General features: G+C 68.1%; 18 protein-coding genes. 5 read left to right on the top strand and 13 right to left on the bottom strand.

The annotated features are described in order from the left end of the window. Positions 1 to 44: 44 nt before the first annotated feature. Positions 45 to 1,229, bottom strand: a complete 1,185-nt coding sequence (locus tag AYB31_RS08205) for a GGDEF domain-containing protein (protein ID WP_068827679.1) — start codon at positions 1,227 to 1,229, stop codon at positions 45 to 47. Positions 1,230 to 1,353: 124 nt separating this feature from the next. Between AYB31_RS08205 and AYB31_RS08210 the strand changes: the two genes are divergently transcribed. From AYB31_RS08210 to AYB31_RS08220, 3 genes are all read left to right on the top strand, one after another. Continuing rightward, the gene (locus tag AYB31_RS08210) at positions 1,354 to 2,748 is read left to right on the top strand and encodes a DUF2868 domain-containing protein (protein ID WP_082805247.1); all 1,395 of its coding nucleotides are present in this window, start codon (positions 1,354 to 1,356) and stop codon (positions 2,746 to 2,748) included. Further along, positions 2,741 to 4,114: a GTPase/DUF3482 domain-containing protein gene (locus AYB31_RS08215; protein WP_068827570.1), complete on the top strand. Its 1,374-nt coding sequence runs from the start codon at positions 2,741 to 2,743 to the stop codon at positions 4,112 to 4,114. The genes AYB31_RS08210 and AYB31_RS08215 overlap by 8 nt, the downstream gene beginning before the upstream one ends. A 167-nt stretch (positions 4,115 to 4,281) precedes the next feature. After that, the gene (locus AYB31_RS08220) at positions 4,282 to 4,818 is read left to right on the top strand and encodes a hypothetical protein (RefSeq protein ID WP_068827571.1); all 537 of its coding nucleotides are present in this window, start codon (positions 4,282 to 4,284) and stop codon (positions 4,816 to 4,818) included. A gap of 15 nt (positions 4,819 to 4,833) precedes the next feature. Here AYB31_RS08220 and AYB31_RS08225 read toward each other — a convergent pair whose 3' ends face one another. Beyond that, on the bottom strand, positions 4,834 to 5,712 hold the full coding sequence (locus AYB31_RS08225; protein WP_068827573.1) for a DMT family transporter: 879 nt from the start codon (positions 5,710 to 5,712) through the stop codon (positions 4,834 to 4,836). Between the two features lie 85 nt (positions 5,713 to 5,797). On the opposite strand from AYB31_RS08225, the gene AYB31_RS08230 reads away from it, so the two are divergent. Further along, positions 5,798 to 6,709: a LysR family transcriptional regulator gene (locus tag AYB31_RS08230; RefSeq protein WP_068827574.1), complete on the top strand. Its 912-nt coding sequence runs from the start codon at positions 5,798 to 5,800 to the stop codon at positions 6,707 to 6,709. Positions 6,710 to 6,787: 78 nt separating this feature from the next. On the opposite strand, the gene AYB31_RS08235 is transcribed toward AYB31_RS08230, so the two are convergent. The 10 genes from AYB31_RS08235 to AYB31_RS08280 form a co-directional block, all read right to left on the bottom strand. Further along, the gene (locus AYB31_RS08235; protein WP_068827576.1) at positions 6,788 to 7,351 is read right to left on the bottom strand and encodes an HD domain-containing protein; all 564 of its coding nucleotides are present in this window, start codon (positions 7,349 to 7,351) and stop codon (positions 6,788 to 6,790) included. Beyond that, on the bottom strand, positions 7,348 to 8,505 hold the full coding sequence (locus AYB31_RS08240) for a TIGR03364 family FAD-dependent oxidoreductase (RefSeq protein WP_068827578.1): 1,158 nt from the start codon (positions 8,503 to 8,505) through the stop codon (positions 7,348 to 7,350). The genes AYB31_RS08235 and AYB31_RS08240 overlap by 4 nt, the downstream gene beginning before the upstream one ends. 230 nt (positions 8,506 to 8,735) lie before the next feature. Continuing rightward, entirely contained in the window at positions 8,736 to 9,755 is a 1,020-nt protein-coding gene (locus AYB31_RS08245) for a putative 2-aminoethylphosphonate ABC transporter substrate-binding protein (RefSeq protein ID WP_068827579.1), read from the bottom strand. 53 nt (positions 9,756 to 9,808) lie between these two features. Beyond that, positions 9,809 to 10,636 (bottom strand): phosphonoacetaldehyde hydrolase, encoded by an 828-nt coding sequence (gene phnX / locus AYB31_RS08250; RefSeq protein ID WP_068827581.1) that lies wholly within the window; start codon positions 10,634 to 10,636, stop codon positions 9,809 to 9,811. 17 nt (positions 10,637 to 10,653) lie between these two features. Next, positions 10,654 to 12,396, bottom strand: coding sequence for a putative 2-aminoethylphosphonate ABC transporter permease subunit (locus tag AYB31_RS08255; RefSeq protein ID WP_082805248.1), 1,743 nt, complete (start codon positions 12,394 to 12,396; stop codon positions 10,654 to 10,656). Further along, positions 12,396 to 13,436, bottom strand: a complete 1,041-nt coding sequence (locus tag AYB31_RS08260) for a putative 2-aminoethylphosphonate ABC transporter ATP-binding protein (protein ID WP_068827582.1) — start codon at positions 13,434 to 13,436, stop codon at positions 12,396 to 12,398. The genes AYB31_RS08255 and AYB31_RS08260 overlap by 1 nt, the downstream gene beginning before the upstream one ends. Positions 13,437 to 13,582: 146 nt before the next feature. Beyond that, positions 13,583 to 14,443, bottom strand: a complete 861-nt coding sequence (locus AYB31_RS08265) for a LysR family transcriptional regulator (RefSeq protein ID WP_068827584.1) — start codon at positions 14,441 to 14,443, stop codon at positions 13,583 to 13,585. A gap of 3 nt (positions 14,444 to 14,446) precedes the next feature. Next, positions 14,447 to 15,241 (bottom strand): thymidylate synthase, encoded by a 795-nt coding sequence (locus AYB31_RS08270; RefSeq protein ID WP_068827586.1) that lies wholly within the window; start codon positions 15,239 to 15,241, stop codon positions 14,447 to 14,449. Positions 15,242 to 15,320: 79 nt separating this feature from the next. Further along, entirely contained in the window at positions 15,321 to 16,106 is a 786-nt protein-coding gene (gene lgt, locus AYB31_RS08275; protein ID WP_068827588.1) for a prolipoprotein diacylglyceryl transferase, read from the bottom strand. A gap of 10 nt (positions 16,107 to 16,116) precedes the next feature. Beyond that, on the bottom strand, positions 16,117 to 16,899 hold the full coding sequence (locus tag AYB31_RS08280; protein ID WP_068827684.1) for a sulfite exporter TauE/SafE family protein: 783 nt from the start codon (positions 16,897 to 16,899) through the stop codon (positions 16,117 to 16,119). Positions 16,900 to 17,018: 119 nt separating this feature from the next. On the opposite strand from AYB31_RS08280, the gene AYB31_RS08285 reads away from it, so the two are divergent. After that, positions 17,019 to 17,801, top strand: a complete 783-nt coding sequence (locus tag AYB31_RS08285; protein ID WP_068827590.1) for an NRDE family protein — start codon at positions 17,019 to 17,021, stop codon at positions 17,799 to 17,801. On the opposite strand, the gene AYB31_RS08290 is transcribed toward AYB31_RS08285, so the two are convergent. Further along, entirely contained in the window at positions 17,798 to 19,294 is a 1,497-nt protein-coding gene (locus AYB31_RS08290; protein ID WP_068827592.1) for a methyl-accepting chemotaxis protein, read from the bottom strand. The genes AYB31_RS08285 and AYB31_RS08290 overlap by 4 nt on opposite strands. Between the last annotated feature and the right edge of the window lie 98 nt (positions 19,295 to 19,392).

Consider the following 19,392-nt stretch of genomic DNA (forward strand, 5'->3'; position numbering starts at 1 on the left):
GCGGCGAGGATACCGACTCGGCCGCCATCAATGAAGGGCCAGCCTCAGTCCGCCAGATTGCCGGGGCGCTTGCCGATCACCCGGTTGCGCCCCTGCTCCTTGGCCAGGTACAGCGCCACGTCGGCCAGACGCAGGGCATCGGCCAGGCTCTGGTGCGGCTGCGGCGCCAGCCAGGCGACTCCGAGACTGATGGTGACCACCGGCGCCACCTCGGACTTGGCGTGAGCGATGGCGAGACCTTCGACTTCGGCCCGAAGTTCTTCCAGGATCGCCAGGATGGCGGCTTCGCTCAGGCCGTACCAGAGCCCGACGAATTCCTCACCGCCATAGCGCGCCACCATATCCATGGGCCTGCGGGCATGCTGGCCGACGACCTGGGCCACCGCACGCAGCGCCGCGTCGCCGGCGCTATGGCCGTAGTGGTCGTTGTAACGCTTGAAGAAGTCCACATCCATCATCACCAGCGCCAGCGTCTGCTTATCCCGCAGGGCCTGGCGCCAGGCCGCCTCCGCCCGCTCGCCGAAGGCGCGGCGATTGAACAGCCCGGTGAGGGCATCCTTTTCCGCCAGGTCCTGCAGCAGGCCCTGGGCCAGGAAGTTCTGTCGGGTGGCGTATTCGAGGAAGTAGCAGCCGACCGAACCGATCACGTTGGCCGTGGCCAGGAAGAACAGGTTGTACAGCAGCACGGCTCCGGGCAACCCGGTGCTCACCTCGACTAGCAGGTAGGCGAGGAAGGTCAGCCAGCCACACAGGGCGGCCGCCGGCAGGCGCAGACCGGTGAGGAAATAGAAGAACACCGTGGCCAGGATGATGCCTTCATAAGGCAACGGAAAGTCATGCACCCGCGCCACCCAGATGATGCCGACGATACCCAGCCCACAGGCCAGCGAGCAGCCGCCGCTGATCAGTTGCAGATAGCCGCGCAGGTTGCGGATGAAGGTGGCCAACCAGGTCACCACCAGAATGGGCACGATCAGGCCGAGGCGGATGAACAGGGTTTGCCGACGCACCGTCTCCGGCAGGCTGAATGCGTCCAGCCCGGCGAACAGCAGGAACAGCACGGCGGCCACCAGCAACGCCCAGCGCATGCGCAGCAGAAAGACGCCGGCGTGGTAGCGCTTGAAACTCTCCTCCAGCGCGCCCTCGAAACACAGCAGGCGGAAACCTTCGCGGTACTGCAGCAGATAGGGGGAGTCCTGGTTGGCCCAGGCGATGGAGGGCAGCTTCATGGCCATGCTCTTCTTATTGCTTTGGCGCAGCCTAGCCGGAGCCAGTGCCGGCTCACAACCGGGTTTTTCCCGATGTCCGGCATAGCGGTTATGCTTGCTGCTCAGCCCGCCAACGGAATGCCGCGTGACCGACCGACACCTGCAGCCCCGCTCGCGCCTGCAACGGCTCTGGCTCTGCGAAGCCATTCGCCTGCGCGAGGAACATGCCGGCCCCCTGGAAGATGCCGAGGCCAACCGCCTGGCACGCCAGGCCGACAGCGACCTGGCCAAGCGCATCGAAGCCCGCGCCCTGTTTCTCGCCGAGCGCGACGGCCAACACCAGGCTCAACAACACTGGCTGCAGGGCGCGCGCCTGGCGCTGCTGGCCCTGCTGATGCTGGCCCTGCTCAGCGGCGCCGGCCTGGCGCTGGCGGCACTGGGCGATGGCAGCCGGCCGGTCAATCTGTACTGGGCCCTGGGCAGCCTGCTCGGTCTGCACCTGCTGACCCTCGGCGCCTGGCTGCTCGGCCTGGCGTTCAGCGGCGAACACCAGGCCGCGCTCGGTCGCCTGTGGCTGTGGCTCAGCGAGAAGCTGGCGCGCGACGCCGCGGCCGCCCAGCTCGGCCCCGCCCTGATCCTGCTGCTGCAGCGCCGCCGCCTCAATCGCTGGCTGCTCGGCGCCCTGGTCCACAGCCTGTGGCTGATCGCCCTGCTCACCGCCCTGTTGATGCTGGTCCTGCTGCTCAGCACTCGCCGCTACGGCTTTGTCTGGGAGACCACCCTGCTCTCGGCCGACACCTTCGTCGCCCTCACCCACCTGCTCGGCAGCCTGCCCGCCCTGCTCGGCTTTCCGTTGCCGGATGTCGAGACCATTCGCGCCAGCGGCGCAGTCGCCCTGACCGACGAAGCCGCCCGCCATGCCTGGGCCGGCTGGCTGCTCGGCGTGTTGCTGGTGTTTGGCCTGCTGCCCCGTGCCCTGCTCCTGCTGCTGTGCCTGTGGCGCTGGTGGCATGGTGCGGCGCGCCTGCAACTGGATCTGCGCCAGGCCAGCTATCGCCTGCTGGCCGAACGCCTGCAGCCGCCCAGCGAGCACCTCGGCGTCCTCGACGCCGCACCACAAGAACTGCCGCAGAGCATGGCCGGCAGCCATGCGCTGGGCAGCAACGGCGCCCTGCTGGTGGCGGTGGAACTGGACGACAGCCGCCCCTGGCCACCCACGCTGCCCAAGACCGTGGCCAATGCCGGCGTGCTCGACAGCCGCGAGCAGCGCCAGCAACTGCTCGACCAGCTGACGCGCTTTCCGCCGGCGCGCCTGGCCGTGGCCGTCGACCCACGGCGCTCGCCGGATCGCGGCACCCTGGCCCTGCTCGGCGAGCTGTCGCGCACGGCCGCCGCCACACGCATCTGGCTGCTGCCGCCACCGCCCGGCGCAGCCTTGGATAGCCAGCGCCTGGGTGACTGGCACGAGGCCCTGCAACGCCTGCAACTGCCCTGCGCCGACGGCACGCCGCTGGGCTGGCTGGAGACCGGCCATGATTAAGCCGCTGAAACTGGCCGTGGTCGGCCACACCAATGTCGGCAAGACCTCGCTGCTGCGCACCCTGCTGCGCGACGTCGACTTCGGCGAGGTGTCGCACCGCCCCAGTACCACCCGGCATGTCGAGGGCGCCCGTCTGTTGGTGGCCGGCGAGCCGCTGCTGGAGCTGTACGACACTCCCGGCCTGGAAGACGCGATCGCCCTGCTCGACCACCTGGAGCGCCTGCAGCGCCCCGGCGAACGCCTGGACGGTCCCGCCCGGCTGAGCCGCTTCCTCGACACCGCCGAGGCGCGCCAGCGCTTCGAACAGGAAGCCAAGGTGCTGCGCCAGCTGCTGGCCGCCGATGCCGGGCTGTACGTGATCGACGCCCGCGAGCCGGTGCTGGCCAAGTACAAGGACGAACTGGCCGTGCTGGCCGACTGCGGCAAGCCGCTGCTGCCGGTGCTCAACTTCACCAACGCCGCCAGCCAGCGTGAGGGGGAGTGGCGCGAGGCCCTGGCCCGCCTGGGCCTGCATGCACTGGTGCGCTTCGACACGGTGGCCCCGCCGCTGGACGGCGAACGGCGCCTGTACGAGAGCCTGGCGCTGTTGATCGAGTCGGCGCGGCCACAGCTGGAACGACTGGTCCTCGACCACGAGCAGCAGAGCGAAGATCGCCGCCAGGCCGCCATCCGCCTGATCGCCGAACTGCTGATCGACTGCGCCGCCTGCCGCCGCAGCGTGGCCAGCCAGCCGCAGATCGAGCAGGGCGAGATCGCCGCTCTGCACCAGACCGTGCGCCAGCGCGAACAACAGTGCGTCGAGGCCCTGCTGCGTCTGTACGCCTTCCGCACGGACGACGCCCGCGCCAGCGCGCTGCCGCTGGCCGACGGGCGCTGGGGCGACGATCTGTTCAACCCGGAGACCCTGCGCCAGCTCGGCGTGAAAGTCGGCGGTGGTATGGCCGCCGGCGCCGCCACCGGAGTCGGCATCGATCTGCTGGTCGGTGGCGTCACCCTCGGCGCCGCCGCCCTGCTCGGCGCACTGGCCGGCGGCGGCCTGCAGACCGCGCGCAACTATGGCTCGCGCCTGCTCGGCAAACTCAAGGGCCAGCGCGAGCTGAGCATCGACGACAACGTGCTGCGCCTGCTCGCCCTGCGCCAGCGCCAACTGCTCGGCGCGCTGCTCACCCGTGGCCATGCCGCGACCACGCCGCTGCAGCTGCGCGACCCACAGGACGACGCCTGGCGCGAAGCCAAGCTGCCTGAGGCCCTGCGCAAGGCACGCGCCCATCCCGAGTGGTCGTCGCTGAACCCCGCTGCACGCCTGGATCAGGCCGAGCGCCAGGAACAGGTGCTCCGGTTGAGCGAGGAGCTGGGCGGCAACTGAGGCGGGCCGGCGGCAAATCTTTACCGCTACGGACCAGCACTTGCCGCCTCCCGCACCACGCGCATGAGGGCAAAGGTTTGATAATCATGGCCTTAGCGCAATAGCTCGCGACTGGCATCGCGCTTGCTCCTGGCACTGTCCGCACTCATGCGGATCCAGGAGGCAGCATGAACATCAGTGGAATCGGCGGACAGCAGGCGCTGTCGCTCACCAGCCTGCGCAACAAGGAAGGCTTTCGGGAAACGGAACTGGCCAGCCCGACCCCCGCCAGCGCTCCACCTCCCGCGTTCAAGCCCGAGGCCGGTTATGACCACCAGTCGGAAGAAGCCTACGAAGAGGCCTTTGCCAAACTGCGGGTCAACCTGCAGCACCGCGCCACTGAGGATGGCGTGGCAAGCAGCATCGGCCAGGGCACGCTCAGCGCCAGCCTTGACGCAGAAGATCCCGCGCTGAAAGCCTTCCATGACTACATGGCCATGACTCCGGCCGAGAAGATGCGCGACGCCATCCTCAAGGAAATGGGGCTGACCGAGGAGGAGGTCGACGCCATGTCGCCGGAGCAGCAGGAAGCGGTCGAGAACGAGATCGCCGAACGCATGCAGCAGCGCGCCGAACTGCAGGCCGCCAAGGAAATCGAGGAAAGAGCCGAAGGTGTGTCTGCGGCCAACGACGACCCGCAAGAGAAGGTCGTCCTGATGTCCTAGTGATCCAGCCGCTGATCAGCGCCGTGCCAGGCTGGTCCACAGCGTCGCCGCGACGATCAGCAGGCCGCCGGCCCAGGCCTGCAGACTCAGCGCTTCGTTCAGCCAGAGCACGGCGAACAGCGCGCCGAACAGCGGTTCGCTGCCCATCAACAGGCTGACCCGGGTCGGGCTGCTGTGGCGCAGGGCGTGGTTCTGCACGAAGAAGGCGAACAGGGTGGCGAACAACACCAGGTACAGGCTACCGGCCCAGAACGCCGGAGCGGTCGGCAGCGCCGGCAGGCCACCCGGCAGGGCCAGGCCGATGGCCAGGCAGCCGAAGCCGACCACCCCGGTCTGCACCGCGGTGAAGGCCAGCGGCGGCACCTGGCTGTCGGCGGTCAGGCGACGGATCAGGCACACGCCAAAAGCCCGCACCACGGCAGCCAGCAGCATCAGGCCGTCGCCCAGGTTGAAGTTCAGGTCGACCCCGCCACTGAGCAGCCAGGTGCCCAGCAGCGACAGCGCCACCGCCGGCAGCAGGCGGCTATCCGGACGCTGGCCGAGCATCAGCCACTCGACGAAGGGCGTGAACACCACGCACAGGCTGATCAGGAACGCCGCGTTGCTCGCCGAGGTGTGCAGCACGCCAAAGGTCTCGCAGAGGAAGATCGCCAGCATCACCAGTCCCGAGGGCAAACCAGGGGCCCAGGCCTGGCGCCCGGCGCCACGCAGCTGCGGCAGCAGCAGGACGAAGGTGATGCAGAAGCGCACGGCGAGAAAGCCCAGCACCGGGTAGAACTCCAGCGCCTGCTTGGCTACGCCGTAGCTGGTACCCCAGACCAGTGCGACCAGCAGCAGGAGCAGGTCGCTGAGTTGCAGCAGGCGGGCACGGGGGGCGAGGGTCAGGCTGGTCATGGCGGGCTCCGGTCGGGGGGAGTGCCATTGTTCATTGCGAAGCTCAACGTGATAATCCAGTCATTACGCACAGGACTTGTTCGCCATGAGCATCAATCACCACCCCGCCCTGCTACCGCTGATGGCCAGCTTCGTGCGCGTGGTCGAGCATGGCAGCTTCTCCGCCGCGGCCCGCCTGCAGGGCACCAGTGCCTCGGCTCTGAGCCGCCAGCTGGCCCAGCTGGAAGCCCACCTCGGCCTGCGCCTGCTGGAGCGCACCACCCGCCGCCTGCGCCTGTCCGAGGCCGGTGCCGAGGTGTTCGAGCGATGTCGCGAGATGCTCGCCGCCGCCGACGCCGCGCTGGCGGTGGGCGAGCGGCTGATGAGCGATGCCCGCGGCCAGGTGCGCCTGTCGGTGCCCAAGGCCTTCGGCAAGTACCTGGTGGCGCCGCTGATGGCGGACTTCCTGGTCAGGTACCCAGAGGTGGATGTCAGCCTCAACCTCAGCGACCGCAGCCCCGACCCGATCGCCGAGGGCTTCGACCTGATCATCCGCATCACCGAGCAGCCGCCGGAGCACATGGCCGGGCGGCCGCTGTGCCAGGTCGAACATGTACTGTGCGCCACGCCGGAGTACCTGGCCCGCCATGGCCGCCCCCAGCACCCGCAGGAGCTGGTGCGCCATCCCTGCCTGTACCTCGACGAGCGTACGGATGACCACCGCTGGCACTTCGCCAAGGACGGTGAGCAGTGCACGGTGGCCGTGCGTGGCCGCTTCGCCAGCAATCACAGCGAAGTGCGCCTCAACGGCGCGCTCAACCACCTGGGCATTGCCTGCCTGCCCAGCTTTACCGCTGCCGAGGCGCTGGCGGACGGTCGACTGGTGCAGGTGCTGAGCGACTGGCGCTACACCGGCTCCTACCACGGCACCGCCTGGGCGCTGTACCCGTCCAACCGCCACTTGCCGCCGAAGCTGCGGGTGCTGATCGACCATCTGGCGGCCGGGCTGGCGGGTTGATCCATAGGGTGGACAACCGCGCAGCGTTGTCCACCGTGGATACCCGGCGGTGGAAAAGGCCTGCGGCCGTTTTCCACCCTACGCAGGGGCGGCGTGCACGCGCAGGGCCAGCGCCTCGATCCAGGCCAGCTCGACTGGCCGGCCCGGCACCTTGGCCGCCTCGTCCCAACGGCGCAGGCGCAGGATATCGGCGCACAGCGGACTGGTTTCGAACGCACCGGCCTCGGCTTCGCTCATCGGCCCGCCCTGCCAGTCCAGGGTCTGCCGGCTGGCCAGGCTGAGTGCGGCGAGGTAGCCGGGTTCGCGGGCGCAGAGGTAGCGTTTGGCGTCCACATGCCCGGCCACCAGATCGCACAGCCGCGCTGAAAAACCCAGCCCGCGCAGCCAGTGCGCACCGACCCGCTCATGGCCCTGGCGACCCAGCTCGCCCATGCGGTTGTCCGCTGTCAGCGGCGCGCAGAAGTGGCCGACGTCGTGGCAGAAGGCGGCAAGGATCAGCTCCTCGTCGGCGCCCTCGTCCCGCGCCAGCTCGGCGGCCTGGACCATGTGCTCCAGCTGGCTGACCGCCTCGCCGATATAGTCGGCCTGGGCTTGCTGGCGGCACAGGGCGAACAGCTCGGTCACCGCCTGCGCCGCATTCATGCCGGCTGCGCCTCGGGCCAGGCCGCCTCGCCGAGCAACGCGGCGACGGTGCGCTCGCCCAGGCCGAGGCCGACGCTCATGCCCACGCCGGTGTGCATCAGCACGGCAGTCACACCCTCGGCGGCGCGCAGCACGCTGAACGGCCCCGGCCCGCGCGCGCCGTAGACACCCTGCCAGCGCTCCAGCACCTGCAGTTTGCCGCCAAGCGTGTGTTCGGCCAGCGCCAGCATGATGTCGTCCACCCCTTCGGCGTTGAACGGCGTGGCGTCGCTGCCATAATCGTGGGAATCGCCGATGATCAGCTCGCCATAGGGCGTCGGGCTGACCAGCAGGTGGATGCCGTGCTCTTCCAGCGCCGGGTAGTCGCGGCGGATCTGCGCGCGGATCGCCTCGGCCTCGGGCAGGTCGGCGAAGGCGCCGTAGTGCACGCAGCTGAGGCCGGTGAGCACCGCGTGCTGCAAGTCCAGCGGGCGCTCCAGGCGCGCGCGCAACATCTGCAGGCGGCACACGGACGGCTTCAGCGCGGCCAGCGGTTCGGCCAGCAGGGTCTGGTAGTCGTGGCCGGAGCAGACCAGGATCTGCCGCGCCGTGAAGCGCCCCGCCGTGGTCAGCGCGCTGCCGGATTCGACATCGCGCACCAGGGTGGAGAAGTGGAACTCGACGCCCAGGCCGCGCAGGTAGTCGATGATCTGCGGCAGGGCCTCGCGCGAGTACAGTTGCTGATCGTCGAGACCATGCAGGGCGGCGCGGTGATGGGCGAAGCGGCCTTGGTACAGGCCGTCCAGCGCGGCGCCGCGCAGCAGCTCGGTGCGATAACCCAGCTCACGGCCACGGCCTTCGACGAAGGCTTCGAGCATGGCCTCCTCGGCCTCGGTGCGGGCCAGCAGCAGCGAACCCTGCTGCTTCAGCGCCAGCCCTGCGACCTGGCCCAGCTCGGCCCACAGCCCGTGCGACTGGCGCGCCAGATCGGACATGACACCGGGCGGCTGGCCGGTGACCAGGGCCTGGCCGAAGTTGCGGATGGAGGCGCCGAGCGGCGTGTGGCTGCGCTCGAAGACCTTGACCTTGAGGCCGCGCTTGGCGCCGGCCCAGGCATGGGCGAGGCCGAGCATGCCGGCGCCGACGACCAGCAGATCGCAGTCGTGCTGACTCATGGGGAAACTCCTGAAATATTTCTACGGACTTATGACTCTCTCTCCCCCTGGGAGAGGGGTGGGGCGGGCCGCGGAGGCTGAGGGTGTGATAGGCAACTCGGAGCTGCCTGGGCAACCCTCACCCCCAGCCCCTCTCCCGAAGGGAGAGGGGAGCATGTGTAGCGAGCCGCACCGTGCCTAAACACAGCACCGGATTGCCCCTCTCCCAAGGGGAGAGGGGTGATGCGGACTTACTGAGCCACAGGCTCGGACTTGCCGTCGTAGCGCTTGCGCCACTCGGCGAGGATCTGATCGCGGTTTTCCGAGGCCCAGTTGAAGTCGTTCTTGATCAGGCGCTGCTCGTAGTCGGCCGGCAGTTCCTGGAAGCGCTCGGCGATACCCGGCTGGGCCAGTACGGCGAAGTTGGCCTTGTACAGGTCCATGGCCTCGCGGCTGGCGGCGAAGTCGGCGAGCTTCTTGGCGGCTTCCAGCTGGTCGGTGCCCTTGACGATGCCGGTGGCCTCGATCTCCCAGCCCAGGCCTTCCTTGGGCAGCACGATGTCCAGCGGCGCGCCCTTGCGCTTGAGCTGCACGGCCGGGTACTCGAAGGAGATGCCGACGGGGAACTCGCCGGCGGCGGCCAGCTTGCACGGCTTGGAGCCGGAATGGGTGTACTGGCCGATGTTCTGGTGCAGCTTGTCCATATAGGCCCAGCCACCGTCCTGGCCGAAGGTCTGCAGCCAGGCGCTGACGTCCAGGTAGCCGGTGCCGGACGAGGCCGGGTTGGGCATGACGATCTTGTCCTTGTACACCGGGTTGGTCAGGTCTTCCCACTTGGTCGGCTTGGGCAGGCCCTGCTTCTCGGCCTCGATGGTGTTGAAGCAGATGGTCGCGGCCCACACGTCCATGCCGACCCAGGCCGGCGGGTTGGCGGCGTCACGGTAGTTGGCGCCAATCTTGTCCAGGTTGGCCGGGGCATAGGGCACCAGCATGTCCTGCTGCTTGAGGATGGCCAGGCTGGAGCCGGCCAGGCCCCAGACCACGTCGGCCTGCGGGCGGTCCTTCTCGGCCAGCAGCTTGGCGGTGACGATGCCGGTGGAGTCGCGCACCCACTTCAGCTTGATATCCGGGTTCTGTTGCTCGAAGGCTTCCTGGTAAGGCTTGAGCTGCTCGACTTCCAGCGCGGTGTAGACGGTCAGTTCGGTATTGGCCTGGGCCTGCAGGGCGCAGGCGGCGAGCAGGCCGGCGGCCAGAGCGGTGCGTTTGAACATGATGAAGCTCCTAGTGGTGTGGCTGTTGGCGTTGGTTGTTCGGCGCGTTGCGCTCAGCAGGCCTGCGGGCTCTCGCCACGGGCCAGGCGGGCGTTGATGTGGTCGATCACCGCGGGAAGATCGGCGATGGTGTCGATCAGGTAGTGCGGGCGGCTGGTGGCGAACAGGCCGTCGATGCGCGCACGCTCGGCGGCGCGGCGCTCGGCCGGCAGCGCCTGGTACTCGTCCCAGGAAAGGCCGAGGAAGTTGCCGGAGAAGCGCAGCGCCACGGTCCACATGCCGGCGGCGCGGCCCTCGAGGATGCCCGGCTCGGTGTCGTCGACCTTGACGCAGGCGGCGACGTCGTCGAGGCCCAGGGCGATGACGTTGGCCAGCGCCTGCGCCGGGCTCGGCCGGCCCTTGGGCACCTCGTCGGTGGCAACCACATGGTCCGGGCTGTAGCCCTTGGCGGCGGCCAGTTCGACCACCTTGCCCATTACCGCCAGCGGGTAGCCGGAGCAGCTGCCGATCTTCAGGTCACGCTCGCGCAGGGCGGCGATGGCCTCCAGCGCGCCGGGAATCAGCGCCGAGTGCTCGCCGACCTTGGCGATCTGCAGCGGCATGAAGCGTTCGTAGATGGCGGTCACGTCGGCATCGCTCGGCAGGCGACCGAAGCGGCGCTGGTAGCGCTCGGCGATGGCCGGCACGTCGCACAGGGTGCGGATGTGGTCCCACTTGCCCATGCCCATCGGCCCGCGGGCTTCCTCCAGGCTCAGCTCGACATCGAACTGGGCGAAGGCCTCGACGAAGATGCGGGTTGGCGCGAAGGAGCCGAAGTCGACCACGGTGCCGGCCCAGTCGAGGATGGCGGCTTGCAGGCGGTGGGGGTGCTGGTAGCGCATGAAGGTTCTCCGATGGATCAATGAGCAGGCGCCGCGCGCCAGGCCTGGGATCGGCGCAGCAGGCCGCGCGAGGCCCCGGCCAGCAGCAGCGAGACGCCGGCGGACGTGAGCAGGATCAGGGTGGACATGGCGGCGGCGCCGCCGACGTTGCCGGCGTCGTCCATGTTCAGCACGGCGATGGCGGCGAGCATGCTGTCCGGGCTGTAGAGGAAGATCACCGCCGACACCGTGGTCATCGCCGAGACGAACAGGTAGCGCACGATGTCGAGCAGTGCTGGCAGGCACACCGGCAGGGTCACGCGCAGGAAATGGCGCAGCAGCGGCACCTTGAGCGACAGCGCGGCGGCCTCGAACTCGCCATCGAGCTGGCGCAGCGCGGCGGCAGCGGTCATCTGCGCGGTGGTGAGGAAGTGCGCCACGGTGCAGATCACCAGCAGCGCCAGGCTGCCGTACAGGCCGTGCAACGGGTTGCCGGGCAGGTTGAAGAAGAACACGTAGCCGAGGCCGAGGACCAAACCGGGCACCGCCATGGGAATGAAGCACAGCAGGCGCAGCAGCTGGGTCAGCGGGCTCTGCCGGGTCTTCTCCAGCAGGTAGGCGCCGGTGAAGATCAGCAGACCGCCGAACAGGGCGCTGCAGCCGGCCATCAGCAGGCTGTTGCGGTAGGCCAGCCAGCCGCCGGGCAGTTCGGAGAAGGCGTAGTGGTCGAGCACCAGGCTCAGGTTGTAGGGCCAGAACTTGACCAGCGAGGAGTACACGGCCATGCCGAACACCCCGAGCAGCGCCGCGCAGACCAGCACCAGCACTAGCAGGAAGGCACCATCGCGGCCACGCTGCGGCTGCGGGTGGTAGACCTGGGCGCGGCCGCTCATGGCGTCACGCTGGCGGCGGCGCAGCCACAGGTCGACGGCAAAGCTGAGCAGCGCCGGCAGCAGCAGGAGCATGCCGATCAGCGCGCCACGGCCGAACTGCTGCTGGCCGACCACCGCCTTGTAGGCCTCCAGCGCCAGCACCTGGTAGTCGCCACCGACCACCACCGGCACGCCGAAGTCGGTCACGCACAGGGTGAACACCAGGCAGGCGGCGGCGAACACGCCCTGCCGGCTGCCCGGCCAGGTGATGCTGCGAAATGCCCGCCAGGGCGACGCGCCCATGCTCGACGCGGCATCGAACAGCCGCGCATCGGCCAGGGCCAGGGCGCTGAGCAGCACCATCAGCGCGTGCGGGAAGGTGTAGATGACCTGACCGAGGACGATGCCCCAGAAGCCGTAGATATTGTCCGTCAGCAGATGGCGCAGCACTCCCTGGTTGCCGAACAGGTAGATCAGCGCAATGCCCGGCAGCATCGACGGCGCCAGCAGCGGCAGCAGCGAGATGCCGCGCCACAGGCCTTTGGCCGGCACGCAGGTGCGCTGCAGGGCGTAGGCGAAGGCATAGGCCAGCGGCACCACGATCAGCACCACGGCCAGCGCGCTCTTCAGACTGTTGCCGAGCAGCCAGCGGAAGTTGCTGCTGCCGATCAGCTCGGCCGCCGCGGCCAGACCGCCGCCCTGGGCAGGGTCACCGGCCAGGCCGCGCCAGAGCATGGCCGCCAGCGGCAGCAGCACGGCGAGCAGCAGCAGGACCAGCAGCAGCCACTGGCCGCCGCGAATGAACAGGAGGTCGGCCAGAGAGGCATCGAGGCGGAAGCCTCTCCCACCTTGCCTCGCCGCCCCCTGTGGGAGCGGCTTCAGCCGCGATTGAGGGCACTCAAGTTCCATCAGGCAAACACCTGCAGGCTGCGCGGCGGCAGTGCCACCCAAATCTCGGCTCCACTCAGACGCGGCATGGCCTCCGGCGCCAGCTCGGCGAGCAGGGCATGGCCCGGCAGGGCGTCCAGCTCGAAACTCATACGGCAACGGTTGCCGAGGAAGGTGATCTCGCGCATCTGCGCCGGGAACAGGTTGTCCTCGTGCACCGGCGGGTTGATCACCACCGCTTCGGGGCGGCAGAACAGGCGGCCACGCTCGCGCGGCTGCTGGCCGTGCAGGCGCAGGCTGAGGTCGCCGACGCGGGCGTGCTCGCCATCGCGCTCGAACGGCAGCCAGTTGCCCTGGCCGACGAACTCGGCGACGAAGGGCGTGGCCGGCGCGCGGTAGATGTCCCAGGGCGAGGCGTATTGCTCGACGCGGCCATGGTTCATCACGGCGATGCGGTCGGCCATCAGCATGGCCTCATCTTGGTTGTGGGTGACCATCAGGGTGGTGATGCCGAGCTGACGCTGCAGGGCGCGCAGCTCGCCGCACAGGTGCTCGCGCACCCGGGCGTCGAGGGCCGACATCGGCTCGTCGAGCAGCAGCAGCGAAGGCGCCGGCGCCAGGGCGCGGGCCAGGGCCACGCGCTGCTGCTGGCCGCCGGAGAGCTGCGCCGGGTACTTCTGCTCGCTGCCGGCCAGGCCGACCAGTTCGAGCATCTCGTTCACCCGTGCGCGGATCGCCTCGCGGCCCTGGCCAGCCAGGCCGTAGGCGACGTTCTGCGCCACCGTGAGGTTGGGGAACAGCGCGTAGGACTGGAACAGGATGCCGTAGTCGCGCGCCTGCGGCGGCAGCGCGGAGACATCACGCCCGGCGAAGCGGATGGCGCCGCCGTCCTGCTGCTCCAGGCCGGCGATGCAGCGCAGCAGGGTGGTCTTGCCGCAGCCGGACGGGCCGAGCAGGCACACCAGCTCGCCAGCGGCAATGTCCAGCGACACACCGTCCAGCGCCTTGAAGGCGCCGAAGCCCTTGTGGATGTCGCGCAGCTGCAGATCGACGGTAGCCATGGCGGAGCCTCGTGAATATCGGTACGAGGCTCATGCTGCGGGTGCAGTGCTAAGGCTTTATGGCAGTTGGGCAAAAGCTGCCGATAGTGGTATCGGCGGATTTGGGTATGGCTCCCTCTCCCAGAGGGAGAGGGGAAGTGATAGCTCTACACTGTGCTTTCCCGTGCCAGGGCCAGAAAGGCCGCCGGCAGGCGCGCGCTGCGGCGCTCCTTGAGGCAGTAGAGGTATTCCGGGATCAGCGGCGCGTCGTCCAGTTCGATCACCCGCAGCTCGGGGTTGCCCGGCACCTCGTGGCGGGCGATTACGCTGACGCCGATGTTGCGCAGCACGCCCTCGCGGATCGACTCGCGACTGCCGATCTCCAGCAACGGGCCGGGGGCGACGCCAGCTTCGCGGAGCATCTGTTCGGTCAGCACGCGCGTGCTGGAACCGGCTTCGCGCATCAGCAGACAGTGCCCGGCCAGGGCACTGGGCGACAGGCGCTGATGGTTGGCCAACGGGTGATTGCGGTGCGCGGCCAGCACCAGCGGGTCCTGGCCCAGCACCAGGCGGGTGAAGCGCGCGTCCTGCTCCAGCTGCGAGGAGGCGGCCAGGTCGACGCGGTATTCCTCCAGCGCCTCGATGACCTGCTGCGAGTTGCCGATCTCCAGCGTCACCTGCACCTGCGGCAGGCGTTCGCGAAAGCGCTTGATCAGGTCGAGCACGTAATAGGGCGCGGTGGCGGCGATGCGCAGGCTGCCCTGCACCTGGCCGCAGTTGCGCAGGAAGAACTCGATGTCGGCCTCCTGCTGCAGCAGCTGCTGCACCATCGGCAGCAGGCGCACGCCTTCGTCGCTGAGGGTCAGACGGCGACCGCCACGAAAGAACAGCTCGACGCCGTATTGCGCCTCGAGGTTGCGGATCTGCGTGGTGACGGTGGGCTGGCTGAGGCCGAGTTTCTTCGCCGCCTGGGTGATGCTGCCCAGGCGCGCGACCATGTGAAAGGCCTTGAGCTCGGCCGCCAGCATGGCTTACACCGCGACCGGCGCGGCGATGTGCGGGTGGGCCTGGTAGTTCTGCAGCTCGAAGTCCTCGAACGTGAAGGCGAACAGGTCCTTCACCTCGGGGTTGAGCTTCATGGTCGGCAGCGGCAGCGGCTCGCGGGTCAGCTGCAGGTCGGTCTGTTCGATGTGGTTGGCGTACAGGTGGCAGTCGCCGCCGGTCCAGACGAAGTCGCCCGGTTCGAGGCCGCAGACCTGGGCGATCATCAGGGTCAGCAGGGCGTAGCTGGCGATGTTGAACGGCACGCCAAGGAAGATGTCCGCCGAGCGCTGGTACAGCTGGCAGCTCAGGCGGCCTTCGGCGACGTAGAACTGGAACATGGTGTGGCATGGCGGCAGGGCCATTTCGTCGACCAGCGCCGGGTTCCAGGCGGAGACGATCAGGCGGCGCGAGTCCGGGTTGTTCTTGATCATCGCGATCAGCTTGCTGATCTGGTCGATCGACTCGCCGTTCGGTGCCGGCCAGCTGCGCCACTGGTAGCCGTATACAGGGCCGAGGTCGCCGTTCTCGTCGGCCCACTCGTCCCAGATGCGCACGCCGTTGTCCTTCAGGTACTTGATGTTGGTGTCGCCCTGAAGGAACCACAGCAGCTCGTGAATGATGGATTTCAGGTGGCACTTCTTGGTGGTCACCAGCGGGAAGCCATCGGCCAGGTTGAAGCGCATCTGGTGGCCGAACACCGAGTAGGTGCCGGTGCCGGTGCGGTCGCTCTTGAAGGTGCCGGTCTCGCGCACCAGGCGCATCAGGTCGAGGTACTGTTTCATCTCAGCTCCGCTGGGAAGGTCGCGGGTGCCTGGCCAGGCACCCGGAAAAAGCGCGCAGTTTACCTAAATCGCCGGCGATTCAGGCCTTGGCCCGACGATACGCCCAGACCATCAGGCCGAGGCCGCCAAGGATCATCGGCACGCACAGCACCTGGCCCATGGTCAGCCAGCCCCAGGCCAGGTAACCGAGCTGGGCATCCGGCACGCGGACGAACTCGACGATGAAGCGGAACACCCCGTAGCAGGCGGCGAACAGGCCGGACACCGCCATGGTCGGGCGCGGTTTGCGCGAGTAGGCCCAGAGGATCAGGAACAGCGCCACGCCTTCCAGGGCGAACTGGTACAGCTGCGAGGGGTGGCGCGGGTCCGGCCCGCCATTGGGGAAGACCATGGCCCAGGGCACGTCGGTGACCTTGCCCCACAGCTCGGAATTGATGAAGTTGCCGATGCGCCCAGCGCCCAGGCCGATCGGCACCAGCGGGGCGATAAAGTCCATCAGCTGGAAGAAGCTCTTGCCGTTGCGCCGGCCGAACCACCAGGTGGCCAGCATCACGCCGATCAGGCCGCCGTGGAAGGACATGCCGCCCTCCCAAACCCGCAGGATCTTCAGCGGATCATGCAGGTAGGCCGACAGGTCGTAGAACAGGGCATAGCCCAGGCGGCCGCCGAGGATCACGCCCATGGCCACCCAGAACACCAGGTCGGAGAGCTTCTCCTTGCTCCAGGTCGGGTCGAACCGGGCCAGCCGGCGCGAGGCCAGCAGCCAGGCGCCGCCGATACCGACCAGATACATCAGGCCGTACCAGTGGATTTTCAGCGGCCCTAGGGCGATGGCCACCGGGTCGATCTGCGGGTAAGGCAGCATTCACAACTCCTTAGATCAGGAAATTCACGCCCACTACCAAGAGCAGCAGGGCGAACAGACGCTTGAGCAGGCGCGGCGACAGCTTGTGCGCCAGACGCGCGCCGAAACGGGCGAAGAACATACTGGTGATGGCGATCCCGGCCATGGCCGGCAGGTAGACGAAACCGACGCTCCACTGCGGCAGCCCCGGCTCCTGCCAGCCGATCACCATGAAACTCAGGGCGCTGGCCGCGGCGATCGGCAGGCCGCAGGCCGACGAAGTGGCCACCGCCTGCTGCATCGGCACGCTGCGCCAGGTCAGGAAAGGCACGGTCAGCGAGCCGCCGCCGATGCCGAAGATCGCCGAGGCCCAGCCGATCACCCCACCGGCGGCGGTCAGCCCCAGCTTGCCTGGGACCGCGCGACCGGCCTTGGGTTTCAGCTCCAGGCCCATCTGAATAGCGATGATGATGGCGAACACGCCGATGATCTTCTGCAGCAGTGGGCCGTTGATGGCCGCGGCGGTCAGCGAACCCAGGCCGGCGCCGAGCAGGATGCCGAGGGTCATCCAGGCGAACACCGGCCACAGCACCGCACCCTTGCGCTGGTGTTCGAGGATCGAGTTGATCGAGGTGAAGACGATGGTGGCCAGCGAAGTACCCACGGCCAGGTGGGTCAGCACCGCCGGGTCGATGCCCTGGGCAGTAAAGCTGAATACCAGCACCGGCACGATGATGATGCCGCCGCCGACGCCGAACAGCCCGGCCAGCACACCGGCGGCCGCGCCCAATAGCAGATAGAGCAGGAATTCCATGCAGCCCTCCCAATGCGAAGCGGCATGGTAACGGATGCCCTGGCCGCCCTCCAGCGAGGCGGTGACGCCCGCCACTTTGTTGCTAGACTGCGGCCACGCCCGCAGGACCCGGAGGTCCCATGTGCCTGATCGTGTTCGCCTGGCGCCCCGAGCATGCCTTGCCCTTGGTGCTGGCCGCCAACCGCGACGAGTTCTATGACCGCGCCAGCCTGCCGCTGGGCGAATGGCCGGACCTGCCCGGCGTCTATGCCGGGCGCGACCTGCAGGCCGGCGGCACCTGGCTGGGCGTGAACGGCCGGGGACGCTTCGCCGCCCTGACCAATATTCGCGATCCGCAGCTGGCCAAGGGCCCCAACTCACGCGGCGAGCTGCCGGTCGAATTCCTCCGTGGCGAGCTGGACGCCGAGGCCTTTCTCGCCGAACTGCAACCACGCCTGGAGCTGTACAGCGGCTTCAACCTGCTGCTGGGTGATCGCCACGCGCTGTACTACTTCAATTCCGAGGAAGGCCAGGTCCGGCGCCTGGCACCCGGGCTCTATGGCTTGTCCAATGCCGAGCTGGATACCCCCTGGCCGAAGGTGCTGCGCGCCAGCGAACGCCTCGCCGCCTGCCTGGAAACGCCGCAACCGGGCGACCTGCTGGAGCTGATGCGCGATCGCAGCCAGCCACCACGGGCACTGCTGCCGGATACCGGCATCGGCGTCGACTGGGAGCTGCTGCTGTCGAGCATGTTCATCGTCGGCCCGGGCTATGGCACCTGCTCCAGCAGCGCATTGCTACTGGGAGCAGACGGCGAGGTACACCTGGTCGAGCGCCGCTACGACACCCAGGGTCAGGTTACCGGCGATGTCGAACTGCACCTGGGCGCCGGCGCTCCGCTCGCCCAAAGCAGTCGGCGCTAGCTGACCACGAATCGCACGCTCAACTCGCCCAGGCGCCGGGCCAGCTCACGCAAGCGCTGGCTGTCGCCATCCAGCACTTCGGCGTCCTCGGCATTCTGCTCGGCCACCTGCTGCACTCCCGTCAGGTAGCGGGTGACTTCGCCACTGGCCTTGGCCTGCTCATGGGTGGCGCCGGCAATCAGGTCACTCATCTGGCTGACCGCCTCGATCTCACCGACGATGGCCAGCAGCAACTCGCCGGCCCGATGGCTGTCCGCCACACAACGGCTCACACCCTGCTGGCTGTCCTGCATGGCTCGAGCGGCCTGCCCACTGCTTTGCTGCAGGCGGGCAATGATGTCCTGAATCTCGGCCGTGGAGGTCGCCGTCTTCTGCGCCAGGTTGCGCACTTCATCGGCGACTACGGCAAAGCCACGGCCCTGCTCACCGGCCCGTGCCGCTTCGATAGCAGCGTTCAGAGCCAGCAGATTGGTTTGCTCGGCGATCGCGCGGATCACTTCCAGCACCCGGCCGATCTGCTGGGACTGCTCGTCCAGTGACTGCACCTCACGATCGGTAGCGTCGATCAGCTCGGCCAGACGGGCAATCTCGCTGGCACTCTGAGTAACCGCAGCCCGCCCTTCCGACGCCTTGGCCGTGGCCCCCTGGGTGGCACCGGCAGCCTGCTGGGCGTGTTTGGCGACCTCGTCGATGGCCATACTCATTTCCTGCATGACCCCCGCCATGTGGGAAATTTCTTCCAGTTGGCGGGATGACCCCTGACGCAGTTGCTGGGTGGCACGGTTCAGGCTGTCGCCCGTATGGCCCAGGCCTTCGGTGTCGATGACCACCTCGGCCACCATTTCCTCCAGCAACTCGAGGAAATGGTTGAAACGTCCGACCACAGGTCCACTGGACTGGGCGCGCTGACGGAGATCAATGCTCTCCTCCTGCTCGGTAATGCTGGTCACCACCTGCATCAGCGCCTCACCCTCACGCGCCTCGGCATAGGCCTGTCGCGCCAGGTACACGAGAATCGCGCTCTCCAGTACCACATAGAAGGCATGCAGGAAGATGATCGGCCAACTTCCCTGCGGCACCACATACACGCCAACCCCCTGCTGCTGCAGAGCGAAGAAGGTCAGGTGGTGGGTCGCAATGACACCCGCTGCTACCACAATCGGCAGCCAGTCGCGGTAATAGACCAGAAAGGCCAGCAGGACGAAGATGCCGAAATGCATCTCCAGCATCCCGCCGCTCAAATTGATGTGCAGCGCCGACAGCACCATGAACGCCGCCGCCATGCAGCAACGCATGAGGCGGCTGCCACCGACCAGGGCATTGAGCAGGGTCAGCACCAGCGCAGTAGTGCCACCGACCAGCAGGGCCTGCGCCCAGGTGTCATGCCAGGCAGCCAGCCCCAGGGAATAGAGGGCCATCAGCCAGAGCACGCCCAGCATGATGCGGTCGGCCCTGCGGTAATGAGCATCGAGGTTGAAGGCGGATCGACTCATGGCAGGGGCACCTGGCAGCGGCTCACTCGAGCAATATTGTACAAAACAGCAACTCTGTACAACAAGGTATAGCCAACCCTCCAGCCTCGCCCCATACC

The sequence above is a fragment of the Pseudomonas sp. BMS12 genome, assembly GCF_001592875.1.
Lineage (GTDB): Bacteria > Pseudomonadota > Gammaproteobacteria > Pseudomonadales > Pseudomonadaceae > Aquipseudomonas.